12 protein-coding genes are annotated in these 14,578 nt (G+C 71.8%); 7 read left to right on the forward strand and 5 right to left on the reverse strand.

All coding sequences use genetic code 11. The annotated features are described in order from the left end of the window. Nucleotides 1-25: 25 nt before the first annotated feature. Nucleotides 26-1,057 (reverse strand): LLM class flavin-dependent oxidoreductase, encoded by a 1,032-nt coding sequence (locus ACIA3K_RS21620; RefSeq protein WP_396803222.1) that lies wholly within the window; start codon nucleotides 1,055-1,057, stop codon nucleotides 26-28. Next, nucleotides 1,050-2,099 (reverse strand): LLM class flavin-dependent oxidoreductase, encoded by a 1,050-nt coding sequence (locus ACIA3K_RS21625; RefSeq protein WP_396803224.1) that lies wholly within the window; start codon nucleotides 2,097-2,099, stop codon nucleotides 1,050-1,052. The genes ACIA3K_RS21620 and ACIA3K_RS21625 overlap by 8 nt, the downstream gene beginning before the upstream one ends. A 109-nt stretch (nucleotides 2,100-2,208) precedes the next feature. Between ACIA3K_RS21625 and ACIA3K_RS21630 the strand changes: the two genes are divergently transcribed. The 4 genes from ACIA3K_RS21630 to ACIA3K_RS21645 all read left to right on the forward strand — a co-directional run bounded on the left by ACIA3K_RS21630 (nucleotide 2,209) and on the right by ACIA3K_RS21645 (nucleotide 8,038). Beyond that, on the forward strand, nucleotides 2,209-2,700 hold the full coding sequence (locus ACIA3K_RS21630; protein WP_396803225.1) for a MarR family winged helix-turn-helix transcriptional regulator: 492 nt from the start codon (nucleotides 2,209-2,211) through the stop codon (nucleotides 2,698-2,700). A gap of 83 nt (nucleotides 2,701-2,783) precedes the next feature. Next, a complete protein-coding gene (locus tag ACIA3K_RS21635) occupies nucleotides 2,784-3,974 on the forward strand; it encodes an MFS transporter (RefSeq protein WP_396803227.1) in 1,191 nt (396 codons plus the stop codon). An 80-nt stretch (nucleotides 3,975-4,054) separates the two neighbouring features. Next, nucleotides 4,055-4,672 (forward strand): VOC family protein, encoded by a 618-nt coding sequence (locus ACIA3K_RS21640; RefSeq protein ID WP_396803229.1) that lies wholly within the window; start codon nucleotides 4,055-4,057, stop codon nucleotides 4,670-4,672. Nucleotides 4,673-5,038: 366 nt separating this feature from the next. After that, nucleotides 5,039-8,038: a glycosyl hydrolase family 95 catalytic domain-containing protein gene (locus ACIA3K_RS21645; protein ID WP_396803230.1), complete on the forward strand. Its 3,000-nt coding sequence runs from the start codon at nucleotides 5,039-5,041 to the stop codon at nucleotides 8,036-8,038. Nucleotides 8,039-8,073: 35 nt separating this feature from the next. Here ACIA3K_RS21645 and ACIA3K_RS21650 read toward each other — a convergent pair whose 3' ends face one another. Together ACIA3K_RS21650 and ACIA3K_RS21655 are read right to left on the reverse strand one after the other, a co-directional pair. Then, a complete protein-coding gene (locus ACIA3K_RS21650) occupies nucleotides 8,074-8,736 on the reverse strand; it encodes a response regulator (protein WP_396803232.1) in 663 nt (220 codons plus the stop codon). A 16-nt stretch (nucleotides 8,737-8,752) separates the two neighbouring features. Further along, the gene (locus ACIA3K_RS21655; RefSeq protein WP_396803234.1) at nucleotides 8,753-9,880 is read right to left on the reverse strand and encodes a sensor histidine kinase; all 1,128 of its coding nucleotides are present in this window, start codon (nucleotides 9,878-9,880) and stop codon (nucleotides 8,753-8,755) included. Nucleotides 9,881-10,024: 144 nt separating this feature from the next. On the opposite strand from ACIA3K_RS21655, the gene ACIA3K_RS21660 reads away from it, so the two are divergent. Genes ACIA3K_RS21660 through ACIA3K_RS21670 form a run of 3 tightly spaced genes read left to right on the forward strand, consistent with a single transcriptional unit; the run spans nucleotide 10,025 to nucleotide 13,212 of the window. Continuing rightward, nucleotides 10,025-11,014, forward strand: coding sequence for a carboxymuconolactone decarboxylase family protein (locus ACIA3K_RS21660; protein WP_396803235.1), 990 nt, complete (start codon nucleotides 10,025-10,027; stop codon nucleotides 11,012-11,014). Between the two features lie 9 nt (nucleotides 11,015-11,023). Further along, nucleotides 11,024-11,476 (forward strand): DUF6220 domain-containing protein, encoded by a 453-nt coding sequence (locus ACIA3K_RS21665; RefSeq protein ID WP_396803237.1) that lies wholly within the window; start codon nucleotides 11,024-11,026, stop codon nucleotides 11,474-11,476. Continuing rightward, nucleotides 11,473-13,212 carry a multicopper oxidase family protein gene (locus tag ACIA3K_RS21670; protein WP_396803238.1) on the forward strand — a complete coding sequence of 580 codons (1,740 nt, stop codon included), beginning with the start codon at nucleotides 11,473-11,475 and terminating at the stop codon, nucleotides 13,210-13,212. The genes ACIA3K_RS21665 and ACIA3K_RS21670 overlap by 4 nt, the downstream gene beginning before the upstream one ends. A gap of 66 nt (nucleotides 13,213-13,278) precedes the next feature. Here the strand turns inward: ACIA3K_RS21670 and ACIA3K_RS21675 are convergent, their stop codons facing one another. Beyond that, nucleotides 13,279-14,325 (reverse strand): glycoside hydrolase family 11 protein, encoded by a 1,047-nt coding sequence (locus tag ACIA3K_RS21675; RefSeq protein ID WP_396803240.1) that lies wholly within the window; start codon nucleotides 14,323-14,325, stop codon nucleotides 13,279-13,281. Between the last annotated feature and the right edge of the window lie 253 nt (nucleotides 14,326-14,578).

Below are 14,578 nucleotides of genomic sequence, written 5' to 3' on the forward strand. Positions count from 1 at the left end.
TTCCTCTCCGATCATCGGCCGGCGGTCAGCTGGCCAGGATGTCGCGGACCATGGGGATCACCCGCGAGCCGTACAGCTCCACGGCGCGCATCCGGGCGCTCACGGGCTGCGCCCCGGCGGTGTAGATGAGGTCGAAACGGCCGACACCGAGACCCTTGATGGCGGCGGCCATCCGGCGGGCCACCGTCTCCGGCGAGCCGATGTAGAGCGAGCCGTGCTCCACCTCCGAGTCGAACTCCTGGCGGCGGATCGGTGGCCAGCCGCGCAGCGCGCCGATCCGGTCGCGCATGACCCGGTAGTACGGCCAGAACAGCTCCTTCGCCTTCTCGTCGGTGTCGGCGACGAAGCCGGGCGAGTGCATCCCGACCGGGTGCGCGGTGGTGCCGAGCTGGTCGGCGGCCCGGCGGTAGAGGTCGATGTAGGGCGCGAAACGCTCCGGAGCGCCGCCGATGATGGCGAGCATGAGCGGCAGGCCGTACCGGGCGGTCCGCACCACCGACTGCGGTGAGCCGCCGACGCCCACCCAGGTGGTGAGGCGTCCCGACTCCGTCTTGGGAAACACGTCGGCGTCGGTGAGCGGGGCGCGGGTGGTGCCGCTCCAGGTCACCGGCTGTTCGTCGAGCAGCTTCGCGAACAGCTCGATCCGCTCCTCGAACAGCACGTCGTAGTCGGCCAGGTCGTAGCCGAACAGCGGGAAGGACTCGGTGAACGAGCCCCGGCCGAGGATGACCTCGGCCCGACCGTTCGACAGCGCGTCGACCGTGGCGAAACGCTGGAAGACGCGGACCGGGTCGTCCGAGCTCAGCACGGTGACGCCGGAGGAGAGCCGAATCCGCGAGGTACGGGTGGCGATGCCCGCCAGCACCGTCTCCGGCGTCGACACCGAGTACTCGGGTCGGTGGTGCTCGCCCAGGGCGATGACGTCGACGCCGAGGTCGTCGGCCAGTACCGCCTCGTCGACGACCTGCCGGATGGCGGCGGCGTGGGAGAGGGGCTTGCCCGAGTCGTCCTCCGGTACGTCACCGAAGGTGTCGAGGCCGAACACGAGCTCAGACATTTGTGGGCTCCTTCGCCAACAGCTCCCGGACCCGTGGCGCGACCTCGCTGCCGAGCAGCTCGATGGTGCGCGCCCGCGCCTCGCGAGGCAGGTGCATGATGTCGTACTTCAGGTCGAACCGACTCAGCCGCAGGTCGCGGGCCATGGTTGCGATCTTGCGAGCCACCGTCTCCGGTGACCCCACGAACAGCGCGCCGTGGTCGATCTCGGCCTCGTAGCGCGCGCGGTCCGGCTTGTAGAAGCCGCGCTCCTCGGCGAGCCGCGCCACCGTGGGCTGCCAGTACCGCCACCACGTCTCGACGGCCTCCTCGTCGGTGTCCGCGACGAGGCCGAGCGAGTGTTGCCCGACCGGTTGCGCGGCCTGCCCGAACTGTTCGAGCGCCCGATGGTAGAGGTCGACGTGGCCGGCGAACCGCTGCGGGCGTCCACCGATGATCGCCAGCATGAGCGGGAGCCCGTGTCGGGCGGCGCGGATCACCGAGTTGGGGCTTCCTCCGACGCCGATCCAGGTGGGGATTCCGCCCGGGCGCATCCGCGGATGGAGTCGTTGCGCGACCAGGGGAGCGCGTACGGTTCCCGACCAGGTGACCGTTTCGTCACGTTGGAGCTGGAGGAAGAGGTCCAGCTTCTCCTCGAACAACCGCTCGTAGTCCGCCAGGTCGTAGCCGAACAGGGGGAACGACTCGGTCGCGGATGCCCGTCCGAGGACCAGTTGGGCCCGGCCGTCGCTGACCGCGTCCAGGGTGGCGAACTCGTGGTAGAGCCGTACCGGGTCGTTCGTGCTCAGGACGGTGACCGAGGTGCCGAGCTTGATCCGGTCGGTCGCGGTGGCCATGGCCGCGAGCAGGACGGGTGTGGCCGAATCGTTGTGCCCCTCCCGGTAGTGCTCGCCCAGGCTGAACACGTCGAGCCCGACCGACTCGGCGAGTCGGGCCTCGTCCACCAACAGCCGGACGGTCTCGGCGTCACTCAGGGTGCGGTCGCCGTCGGTGGCCACCTCGCCGAACGAGTTGAGCCCCAGTTCGAAGGGTGCGGCGGACATGTCTCCTCCTCGGCGTTCCTCGCCGTCGACACGCGGGAAGCGGCCTTCCCGGTTGACGTGTCAATGATGCTAACCTGCCGATTGACACGTCAATTCCCCGGAGGGTTCGATGGTCGACACCACACCCGAGCGGCGCGGGGGTCGCCAGCTGCCGACCGCGGAGGAGCTGCGGGTCTGGCGGGACTTCGTCGAGACGACGGAGATGCTCACCTCCCGGGTCGGGTCACGTCTCCAGGTCGACTCTTCCCTCTCGCCAGGTGACTACGCCGTCCTGCTCGCCCTCAGCGAGGCGACGGATCGGCGGATGCGCTCCTCCGCCCTGGCCGCACAGATCGGGTGGGAGCGGAGTCGACTCTCGCACCACCTGGGTCGGATGGAACGACGCGGGCTGGTCCGCCGCGAGGAGTGCGCGACCGTCCCGCGCGGGGCGGAGGTGATCCTCACCCCGGCCGGGGCCGAGGCGTTCCAGCGGGCCACCTACCCGCACCTGCGCACCATCCGGGAGCTGTTCGTCGACGCTCTCACGCCGGATCAGCTCCGCGCGGCCGGCGACATCGCGCGGGCGCTGCGCGAGCACCTGGGGTCTGGCGCCGACGAGTAGTCGGCGCATGGAGGACGGCACATCGGGTACGCGCCTGCGGCCGTCGAGTCCGACGAGCGCCGCAAAGCCCGAGGAGCACCGACATGTCGATCGCGGGGCGGGTACGACTCGCGCCGAACGTCTCCCTGGTGCTGCTGGCGTCGATCCTCGTGTCGTTCCTGGCCGCCTCGGCGGCCCCGACCCCGCTCTACGGGACCTACCAGGAGCGCTGGCACTTCTCACCGGTCACGACCACCGTGGTGTTCGCGGTCTACGCCCTCGCGGTGCTGGCGTCGCTGCTCACCTTCGGCAAGCTCTCCGACCACGTCGGCCGGCGTCCGGTCCTGGCCGCCGCGATCGCCGTGCAGATCCTGTCGCTGCTGGTGTTCATCCTCGCCAACGGCGTACCCGCGCTGCTGGCCGCCCGCCTCGTGCAGGGGCTCGCGGCGGGCGCCGCCACGGGCGCCGTCGGCGCGGCCCTGCTGGACATCGACCGCGCTCGCGGGACGCTCGCCAACTCGATCGCGCCCGGTCTCGGCACCGGCAGCGGTGCGCTCCTCTCGGCGCTGTTCATCCGCTACCTGCCCGCGCCGACCCGCCTGGTGTACGTCGTCCTCGTCGTGGTCCTGCTGATCCAGGCCGTCGGGGTCGCGTTGATGCCGGAGACCGTCACCCGGATGCCGGGCGCACGGCGCAGCCTGCGACCGGAGATCAGGCTGCCGCGCCCGGTACGCGGGCCGGTGCTGGTCGTCGCTCCGGTGCTGTTCGCGGTCTGGGCGCTGGCCGGCTTCTTCGGCGCCCTCGGCCCGGCGCTCGTACGCAGTCTCATGGACACGTCGATCGTGGTCGCCGGTCTGGTGCTCTTCGTCTTCGCGCTCTTCGGGTCGGTCGCCGTCCTGCTGTTGCGCGACACCGCCGCCCGGACGGTCATCCTGACCGGGATCGTCGCCCTCATCCTCGGCATGGTCGTCACGGTGGTCGCGGTCATGGCCGAGTCCGTACCCGGGTTCTTCGTCGGTCTCGCGCTCGGCGGCGTCGGCTTCGGCGGCGGGTTCCAGGGCAGCCTCAAGACGATCATGCCGCTGGTCGAGGCGCACGAACGCGCCAGCGTGCTGTCGCTGCTCTACGTCGTCTGCTACGTCGGTTTCGGCCTCCCCACCGTGATCGCCGGCTTCCTCGTGGTGTACGCCGGGGGCCTCCCGCAGACCGCCGACGAGTACTCCGTCGCCGTCATCCTGCTCGCGCTGGTCGCCCTGTTCGGGCTGCGCAGGGCGACGAGGGCGGCGCCGGGCTGATGCCCCGAAGGCCGCACCTCACCGGTGCGCAGGACGTAGCGTGGTCGTCGAGTGTGGGGCGAGAAACCCAGGAGGTCGCGATGAGTCCGAAGGCCGGCCGGGGCGACCCGGGCCTCGCGAGCCTCGACGTCAAGGTCGAGGTGATCGTCATCGCGGTGTCGGACGTCGACCGCGCCAAGCGGTTCTATCAGGGCCTCGGCTGGCGACTCGACCAGACGCCGCCCGGGATCGTCCAGCTCACCCCGCACGGCTCCGCGTGTTCGGTGCAGTTCGGCGAGCAGCTCACGTCGGCGACGCCGGGTTCGGCGACGGCGTACCTGGTCGTGTCGGACATCGAGGCGGCTCGTGACGCGCTGGTGTCCGCGGGCGTCGAGGTGGGCGATGTCTTCCACGTCACCCCGGACGGGCCGGCCGACGGCCTCGACCCCGAGCGCCGCAGCTACGTCTCGCGCGCCACGTTCCGCGACCCGGACGGCAACACCTGGCTGATGCAGGAGATCACGACCCGCCTGCCCGGGCGCGTCGAGGGCGACCTGACGTCGTACCGGTCGGCGACCGACCTGGCGGACGCGTTGCGGCGCGCGGCGGCCGCCCACGGCGAGCACGAGGAGCGCACCGGCCAGCGGGACGACAACTGGCCCGACTGGTACGCGAAGTACATGGTGGCCGAGAAGTCCGGGGCGACGCTGCCCGAGTGAGCGAAGCCCAGCCGCGCCTGCCGGTCCACTGCGGCCGATGCGGGCGCGGCTGGCGTAATCATCGGATCTATGCCCGACCGATTGTCGGACGTGTGCACCTCTCCTGATCGTCGATCCAGGCCCCGCTTTCGATCCGGCCGCGCGCCGACCGACACATGCCATCCGAGGCAGCGGTGATCCGGCAGCGATCGACCGTTGCCTATTGCGTGACACCGGAGTAATCTTCCCGAAACACATCGGACGTTTCGCGTCCGAGGGTCTGCCAACCGGCCTGCGCAGCGGGGCCGGTGTCACCGCGCGGATCCACTATCGGGGGTCGTCGTTGTCGCGCTTGGGTGGCCGCACCGGTCACCGTTTGGAGGATCGATGTCAGACCTGACCCGGCGGCAGGCCCTCAAGATCGGTGCGGCCGGCGCGGCTGGCGCCCTGCTGCCGCTGCCGTGGACGGCGACCGCCAATGCCGACTCCGTCGCGCCGCCGCAGGTGCTGGCGGCCAACGACCTCGCCCTCTGGTACGACGAGGGCGCCGGCACGGACTGGCTGCGGGCCCTGCCGATCGGCAACGGCCGGCTCGGCGCCATGGTGTTCGGCAACGTCGACACCGAGCGGCTTCAGCTCAACGAGGACACCGTGTGGGCCGGCGGCCCGCACGACCCCAGCAACACCCGGGGCGCGGCGGCCCTGCCGGAGATCCGGCGGCTGGTCAACGCCAACCAGTGGACCCAGGCCCAGGACCTCATCAACCAGACCATGATGGGCAACCCCGGCGGGCAGTTGGCGTACCAGACCGTCGGCAACCTCCGGCTCGCCTTCGGGTCGGCCAGCGGCGCGTCCCAGCACAACCGCACGCTCGACCTCACCACCGCGACGGCCACGACCACCTACGTCCTGAACGGCATCCGCTACTCACGTGAGGTCTTCGCCAGCGCGCCCGACCAGGTCATCGCGATGCGGCTGACCGCCGACCGCGCCACCTCGATCAGCTTCACCGCCACCTTTGACAGCCCGCAGCGTACGACGGTGTCCAGCCCGGACGGCACGACGATCGGCCTCGACGGGGTCTCCGGCAGCCAGGAGGGCGTCACCGGGCAGGTCCGCTTCCTCGCCCTGGCCAACGCGACCGTCACCGGCGGCAGCGTGTCCAGTTCGGGCGGCACCCTGCGGGTCACCAACGCCACCAGCGTCGTTCTGCTGATCTCGATCGGCTCCAGCTACGTCAACTACCGCAACGTCGGTGGCGACTACGGGGGCATCGCCCGGCAGCGCCTGAGCGCCGCCCGCGCCTACAGCTACGACCAGTTGCGCAGCCGGCACGTCGCCGACTACCAGGCGCTCTTCGGACGGGTGAGCCTCGACCTGGGCCGCACCTCCGCCGCCGACCAGACGACCGACGTACGCATCGCCCAGCACAACAGCGTCAACGACCCGCAGTTCTCCGCGCTGCTGTTCCAGTTCGGGCGGTACCTGCTGATCTCGTCGTCGCGGCCCGGCACCCAGCCGGCGAACCTTCAGGGCATCTGGAACGACTCGCTGACCCCCTCCTGGGACTCGAAGTACACGATCAACGCCAACCTGCCGATGAACTACTGGCCGGCCAACACCACCAACCTGGCCGAGTGCCACAACCCGGTCTTCGACATGGTCCGGGAGCTCGCCGTCACCGGGGCGCGCACCGCCCAGGTGCAGTACGGCTCCGCGAGTGGCTGGGTCACCCACCACAACACCGACGCGTGGCGGGCCACCGCGGTCGTGGACGGCGCGTTCTGGGGCATGTGGCAGACCGGCGGCGCCTGGCTGTCCACGTTGATCTGGGACCACTACCTGTTCAACGGTGACATCGAGTTCCTGCGGACGAACTACCCGGCCATGAAGGGCGCCGCGCAGTTCTTCCTCAACACCCTCGTGACCGAGCCGACCCTCGGCTACCTGGTGACCAACCCGTCGAACTCGCCGGAGCTGAGCCACCACTCGAACGCCAGCGTGTGCGCCGGGCCCACGATGGACAACCAGATCCTGCGGGACCTCTTCGACGGTGTCGCCCGGGCGAGCGAGATCCTCGACGTGGACAGCACGTTCCGGGCCCAGGCACGCGCCACCCGGGACCGCCTCCCCCCGATGAAGGTCGGCTCGCGCGGCAACATCATGGAGTGGCTCTACGACTGGGTGGAGACCGAGCCCAACCACCGGCACATCTCGCACCTGTACGGGCTCGCGCCCAGCAACCAGATCACCAAGCGCGGCACCCCGCAGTTGTTCGAGGCCGCCCGCCGTACGCTGGCGCTGCGCGGCGATGACGGCACCGGCTGGTCGCTGGCCTGGAAAATCAACTTCTGGGCGCGGATGGAGGAGGGCAAGCGGGCCCACGACCTGATCCGCTACCTCGCCACCACCGCCCGGCTCGCCCCGAACATGTTCGACCTGCACCCGCCCTTCCAGATCGACGGCAACTTCGGCGCCACCGCCGGCATCGCCGAGATGCTGCTCCAGAGCCACATCGGTGAGCTGCACATCCTGCCCGCGCTGCCGCCGGCCTGGCCCAGCGGCCGGGTGTCCGGCCTGCGGGGTCGTGGTGGGCACACGGTCAGCATCACGTGGGCGAGCGGCGCGGCCACCGAGGTGCTGGTGCGACCCGACCGCGCCGGCACCGTCCGCCTGCGGTCGCGGTTCCTGACCGGCACCGTCAGCGTCGTCGACACCGCCGACGGCACGTCGCGCCAGGTCACCCGGGTCGAGTCCGACCTGGTCGAGGTCACCGTGCAGGCCGGGCGCACCTACCGGGTCACCAGCACGGGCGCCACCACGCCGACGTTGGAGCAGAGCTTCACCAACGCGGGCATCACCAACGACAGCAACACAAACGTCGGCAACTTCGACGGCAACGGTGCCACCCTGTCGGCGCAGGCCCTGGCGCAGGCCGGCGCGAGCCCGGGCGGCACGGTGAGCCGCAACGGAGTGAACTTCCGCTGGCCCAACGTCAGTCCCGGAACGGCCGACAACGCCATCGCCTCGGGCCAGACCCTCGGCATCAGCGGCACCGGCAGCACGCTCGGCTTCCTCGTGACCGGCACGTACGGGGCCGTGTCGGGCACCGGCACGGTGGTGTACGCGGACGGAACCCGCCAGACGTTCACCCTCAGCACGCCCGACTGGTACGGCGGCCCGGTGTCCGGCGCGACCGCCGCCATCGTGTCCGCGTACCAGAACCGGCCCAACAACGGTCGACAGGCCACGGCCGCGTGCGTCTACTACGTGGGCGTCACCCTGCAGAACAAGGCGGTGACCCAGGTCGTGCTGCCCAACATCAGCGCACGGGCGGCGGCGAACGTGCCGACGATGCACGTCTTCGCCATCGCGATCGGTTCCTGACACCGACTCGCGTCGCGCCGCCGGTGACGGCACGGTCACCGGCGGCGCGGCGTGATCAGTCCCGACTCGTACGCCCACACGACCAACTGGGCGCGGTCCCGGCAGTGCAGCTTCGTCATGGCCCGGTTCACGTGCGTCTTGGCGGTCAGCGGGCTGATCACCATGCGCTGGGCGATTTCGTCATTGGTCAGTCCTCGCGCCACCAGCTCGACGATCTCCTGCTCCCGGGCGGTCAACACGTCCCGACCGGCCGTCGGCACGGTCGGCGGTGGCCCGGCCACGAACTCGCTGATCAGCGTACGGGTCACGGCCGGCGCGAGCAGCGCGTCGCCACCGGCCACGACGGCGACGGCCTGCAACAGGTCGGCGGGGTCGGCGTCCTTGAGGAGGAAACCGCTCGCGCCCGCGCGCAGGGCGGCGAAGACGTACGAGTCGAGCCCGTAGTTGGTGAGGATGAGGACGCGGGTGGCGGCGAGGTCGGGATCGGCGGCGATGCGCCGGGTCGCCTCGATCCCGTCGAGGCCGGGCATCTGCACGTCCATCAGCACGACGTCCGGGCGCAGCCGTCGTGCGAGCTGCACGGCCGACGCGCCGTCGGTGGCCTCGCCCACGACCTCCAGGTCGTCCTCGGCCGCCAGCAGGGCCCGGAAGCCGGCCCGCATCAGCGCCTGGTCGTCGGCGAGCAGGACCCGGATCATCGGTGCGACCATCCGGTCATGCCGGCTCGTCCAGCGGAAACGTGGCCCGCACCGTGAACCCGTGGTCGTCGTTGGCGGTGGCCAGCAGGGTGCCGCCCAGTCCGGTGACCCGCTCCCGCATACCGCGCAGTCCCACCCCGGGCGTCGGGGGACGGGCCGCCGACGCCTGCCCGTCGTCGCTCACCGCGACGGTCAGCCCGGCCGGCGCGTACCCGACGTGCACGCGTGCGGTCGCGGCGCCGGCGTGGCGGGCCACGTTGGTCAGGGCCTCCTGCACGACCCGGTAACCGGCCTGGTCGACCTCGTCCGGCAGACGCCGGGGCCGGCCGGTGACGGTCACCTGGACCGGCACGCCGACCGCACGGGTCCGTTCGGCGAGTTCGTCGACGCGGGCCAGCCCGACGCGGTCGTCGTCGGGCGCGCGGAGGACGTCGAGGGTGGTGCGGAGTTCCCGCATCGCGGCGGCGCTGGCCTCCTGGATCGCCAGTAGCGTGGCCGAGGGCTCGTCGCCCTGCTTGCGGGCCAGGTGCACGGCGATCCCGGCCTGCACCTTGATCACCGAGATGCTGTGCGTCAGGGAGTCGTGCAGGTCACGGGCGATGCGCAGCCGCTCCTCGCCGGCCCGCCGCAACGCCATCTCCTCGCGGGTGCGTTCGGCCTCGACGGCCCGCTGCTCGACCTGCTCCAGGTAGGCGCGGCGTTGCCGGCCGATCAGCCCGGCGACGTTCGCCGCCACGAACCATCCCAGCAGCAGGGCCGTCCGCTCGGCGATCAACTGGTTGGGACGGTCGACCGGCGCCACCGAGACGTCGCGCGCCAGAAAGCCACCGAGGAAGGCGACGCTGGCCACGACGGCGGCGATCCGGTGCCCCCGCCAGGCGGTCACGTAGACCACGCCGAGGACGGGGAAGGCGGCCGACACCCCCGAGTGCACCCGGACGTGCAGGGCCAGCATGGCGACGGTCACCACGCCCAGCGCGAGCACCGGATGCCGCCGGCACACCCCGAGCGCCGCGGCCATGGCGAGGACCAGAGCGACGTCGAGCGCCCCGACCGTCGCGGCGTCCGGTGCGAGCGCGGCGTTGCCGAGCAGGAGACCGCCGAGGGCGAGGCCGCTGAGGACGTACGGCAGGTCGCGGCGCATGGTCGCACTGTAGAACGGCCGTCGTTGGTGGAGCATCCCGCGCGCGCGGTAGATCAGGCGTACCACGGTCGTGGTATTCCGGCGGCGCGAAGTGTCTGCGCCGGCACGACGCCTTGACGGGCCGTCGCCACGAGCATCGATCGCATGACATACCGCTTCTTCACCCCCGTACCCACGAGGGCGGCCACCGGTCGCACCGCGGAGGTCTACCAGCAGCTACGCGAGGACTTCCTCGGACCGCTGCCCACTTTCCAGGCGCTCTCGGCCGTGCCCGAGGTGCTGGCCGCGACCTGGTCGCTGATGCGCGAGGCCCTGCTCGCCGGCGACACGTCCCGCGTCGACCGCGAACTCGTCGCGGCGGTGGTGTCCCGGGCCAACGGCTGTCAGTTCTGCCTCGACGCCCACGTGCTGCTGCTGCACGCCCTGGGCGAGCACGGGTTGGCCGAGGTCGTCGCCCGGGACGAGACGCCGTCCGACCCGGCACACGCCGAACTCGACCGCTGGGCCCGGGCCAGCCGCAGCCCCCGCACCGGCGACTGGACCAGCCCGTACGGCCCGGAGCTCACCGGCACCCTGCTCGCGTTCCACTTCGTCAACCGGGTGGTCTCGGCGCTGCTCGACCCCGACCTGCTCCCCGGCGGCCTGCAACGCGCCCCGCTGGTGCGGTCGGTCGGTGGCCGGCTGTACGCCAGGTCCGCCCGGGAACCGAAGGAGCCCGGACGCAGCCTCGGGCTCCTGCCGTCCGGTACGACCCCGCCGCCGGCCTGGGCGGGGGACAGCCCGGTCGGGGTCGCGTACGCGTCGTTGCGGGACGCCGCCAACCGGGGCGGCGAGCTGCTGGGCGACGTCGCCCGCCAGACCGTGACGGCCACCGTGCGCTGGGAGGACGGGCGGTTCCCGACCCGGCCTGCGGACTGGGCCGTCGACCTGGTCCGGGACGTGCCCGGCCGGGACCGGGTCGGAACGCGGATCGCGTTGCTGACGGCGTTCACGCCCAGCGCGGTCAGCCCGGGCGACGTCGCCCTGTGGAGGTTGTCGCACCCCGCCGACGCCGACCTCGTCCGGATCGTCGCGTACGGCGCGATCACCGCCACCGACCACGTCGCCCGGGCGTTGACCTCGGCGCAGCTCTAGGAGCCCAGCATGCGAAAGGCATTCGTCATCAGTAGCGGCGTGCTGCTCACCGCGTTCGCCCTCCAGTTCGTCTTCGCCGCCGTCGGCGGGTTCACCAAGCCCGCCGGGGACGACGCGTACGCCCTGCACAGCGTCAACGGCATGGCGGTCATCCCCGTCCTCACCCTGCTCACCGTCCTGTTCGCGGCGCTGGCCAGGGCGCCCGGTCGGCTCGTCGGGCTGGCGGTCCTGCCGCTGGGCCTGGTCGTCGTGCAGGCGCTGCTGGCCATGCTCGCCAACGCCGGCACCGACGCCGTCGGCGTCAGCACGCCGTTCGGCCTGGTCATCGGCGGGCTGCACGCGGTCAACGGCATCGTCGCGGTGCACGTCGTGGTCGGCGTCATGCGGGGAGCGCGCCGGCTGGCCGCCGGGACGCCGACGGGCGACGCGGCTGTCGTCGTACCCCAGGGGGAGCCGGCATGACCACCGCCTCGCTGCTCGCGGCGGACCTCCTGCTGGCGGTGCTGGCCGCCGCCGGATGGCTGGGTGGTGGGGTCGCGGCGGCCGCCCGGCGGCGGCCGCTGGCGCTCGCGCTGGCCACCGTCGCGCTGCTCGCCACGCTCGCCCGCGCGCCGACCGTGCTCGCGCTCGCGCGCGTCGGCTGGTGGTTCGCCGCGGAGAAGGTCGTCGTCGGCGCGCCGCTGTCGCTCGCGGCGGTCGCCGTCGCCGGGCCGCGGCTGCTGCGGGCCGCGGGCGACATCCGGTCCGTCGCGGTGCCGCTCCTCTTCGCGGGGTACGCCCTGAGCGCCGCCCTGCTCGTCACGGTCCTGCACGGCTATCCGGTGTCGGCGTCGGTGGGGCTGCTCGCGGTCGCCGGGGTCGTGGCGGCGACGGCGGTCTCGTGGCGTCTGCTCGACGCGCGCCCGTCCCGGGCGGTGTCCCGGGCGGCGGTCGCGGTGGCGGTGGCGGCGCTGCTGGCCGGCACCGGGTTGGCCGTCACCCCGGGCCCGGCGCCCGCCGCACCGCACGACCACGGATACCCGCAGGCCCGGATCCCCGACGAACCCACCCGGCGGTTCACCCTGACGGCCGGCACCGCCACGGTGCGTGTCGGTGGACACGACGTCGCGGCGTGGGCGTTCGACGGGCAGGTACCCGGGCCCGAGTTGACCGCCACCGTCGGCGACGTCGTGGCGGTGACGCTGCGCAACCGCGACATCGGCCGGGGTGTCACCCTGCACTGGCACGGGTACGACGTGCCGAACAGCCAGGACGGAGTTCCCGGGGTGACGCAGTCGGCGGTGCTGCCGGGCCAGGAGTTCGTCTACCGGTTCCGCGCCGACCAGGCCGGCACGTACTGGTACCACACCCACTCGGTGTCCGACGTCGGTGTGCGGATGGGCCTCTACGGCGTCCTCGTGGTGCGTCCCGGGCCGACGAGCGGCCTCGACGTGACGGTGCCGGTGCACACCCTCGGGGGGCGTCCGCTGCCGGACGCGCGGGTGGAGCAGGTCGAGGCCGGCATTCCGGTCCGGCTGCGGTTGATCAACACGGACAGCACCACGCACCGCTACGCGCTGGCCGGCACCGACTTCCGGGTCGCCGCGATCGACGGCTACGAGCTGGGCGGTCCGACGCCGCTGCGGGACACCGCCGTGCTGATCCCGGCCGGAGGCCGCTACGACCTGGTGTTCGGTGCCCCGGCCACACCGGTGGCGCTGTACGTCGACGGACGCCGGGTCTACTCGACCGGTGCGCTGCCGACGGCGACCGACGGGTGGCCCGTACTGGACCCGCTCACCTACGGCCGGCCGGTCCCGACGCCCTGGTCCCGGTTCGACCGGACGTTCACGCTCGTCCTCGATCGCGGCCTCGACCTGCGCGGACTGCTTCCGCGCTACGCCCACACCGTCAACGGCGCGGCCGACCCGGACATCCCGCCGCAGGTCGTCCACCCCGGCGACGTCGTCCGGTTCACGATCGTCAACCGGTCGCAGACCGTGCACCCGTGGCACCTGCACGGCCATCACGTGCTCGTGCTGTCCCGCGACCGGCGGCCGGCCACCAGAAGCCCACTCTGGTTGGACTCGTTCGACGTCCGGCCGGGGGAGGTGTGGGAGGTGGCGTTCCGGGCCGACAACCCGGGGATGTGGGCCAACCACTGCCACAACCTGGGGCACGCCGACGCCGGGATGATGCTGCACCTCGTGTACTCGTGAGCACCGGGCAGCGCCCGGCCCCCGTCGCGTGGCGGCGGGGGCCGGTACGTGGTGCGGTGGTGCGGGTCAGCTCGTGCGACAGCTGATCGTCGGCCAGGTCCAGTTGCCGTTGGCCATGATCGTGATCCCGAAGTTGTTGCCGTTGCCGTTCGGTCGGGCGGTCACCGTCCCGCTGGTGCCGCTGACGGACGCGTTCCAACTGTTCTGGATGGACTGACCGCCGTTGAGGTTGAGGCTGACGATCCAGTTGTTGGTGCCGCTGACCGCGACGTTCAGGTTGAACCGGTCACCCCACTGCTGGCCGGCGGAGAGCGTCGCGTTGCAGTTGCCGCCACCGGGGTTGCCGGTGGTGGGCCCGGAGGTCGGTCCGGAGGTCGGGTTGCCGCCGCTGCCCTCGGACACGGTGACGTCGGAGCTGCCGGCGCTCTGGTAGCCCTCGGTCGCCATGATCTGGTACGCGTGGTTGGTGCCGAGGTTCAGGCCGGCGCGGGCCCAGGCGTCGAAGTGGTTGGCCGTGGTGATGGTGCCACTCGAGCGCTTGTTCTGGCGGACGCTCCAGTACTGGTAGAACGTCTGGTTGCCGTCGATCGACGGGGCGTTGGTCCGCAGGCTGCGCAGGATGTCGTAGGTGCCGCCGTCGGTGGTGACCGTGCCCAACCGGGTGGCGCCGTTGCTCGGGTTGTAGCTGCCGAAGTTCTCCACCACGTAGTACTCGATGAGCGGGTTGCGCGTCCACCCGTACAGAGCGAGGTAGGTGTTGTTGTTCCCCGGGTTGTAGTTGGCCGAGTAGGTGATCGTCCGCCGCGAACCGGTGGCCCAGCCCTTGCCGCCCACCCAGTTGTTGGTGCTGCGGTCCCAGCTGCTGGAGTACCGGCCGTTCTCGCGCAGCGTCATGCTGGCGTTGCCGCTGTCCTTCCAGAAGGAGAAGTAGTAGCCGTTGTGCGTGCCGGTCAGGTTCGAGGTGAGCGTCCGGTCGGCCTCGGCGTACGCGCTGGTGGCCGTGACCGCGACCGTGCCCGTGACGGCCAGGACGACCGCACAGGCGGCGCCGAGGAGCAGCCGTATCCGGCCGCGCCGCGGTGCTGCGGTGGGAGTGGGGTCGGTGTCGATCATGTAGGTGTTTCCTCCTCGTCACGGCTGGCGCGGGGCCAGCGGTGCGGTGCGACCCGGCGGGCTGTCGGCCACGGAGTCGTACCGCGTGGTGGTGGTAGACCGGATGTTCCGCACGACGACCGGAGGCGGCAGTCGCGGCGCGGACGGTGGCGGCGATTGAACGCCGTCGATGGGGACGGTATTGAGCCGGTCGTCCACTTGTCAACATTTTCCGGAAGGTATGCGGCGGCGGCCAGCGCGCCGCCATGCTCGA

The sequence above is a fragment of the Micromonospora sp. NPDC051543 genome (assembly GCF_044454415.1).
In the GTDB taxonomy this organism is placed as follows: domain Bacteria; phylum Actinomycetota; class Actinomycetes; order Mycobacteriales; family Micromonosporaceae; genus Micromonospora.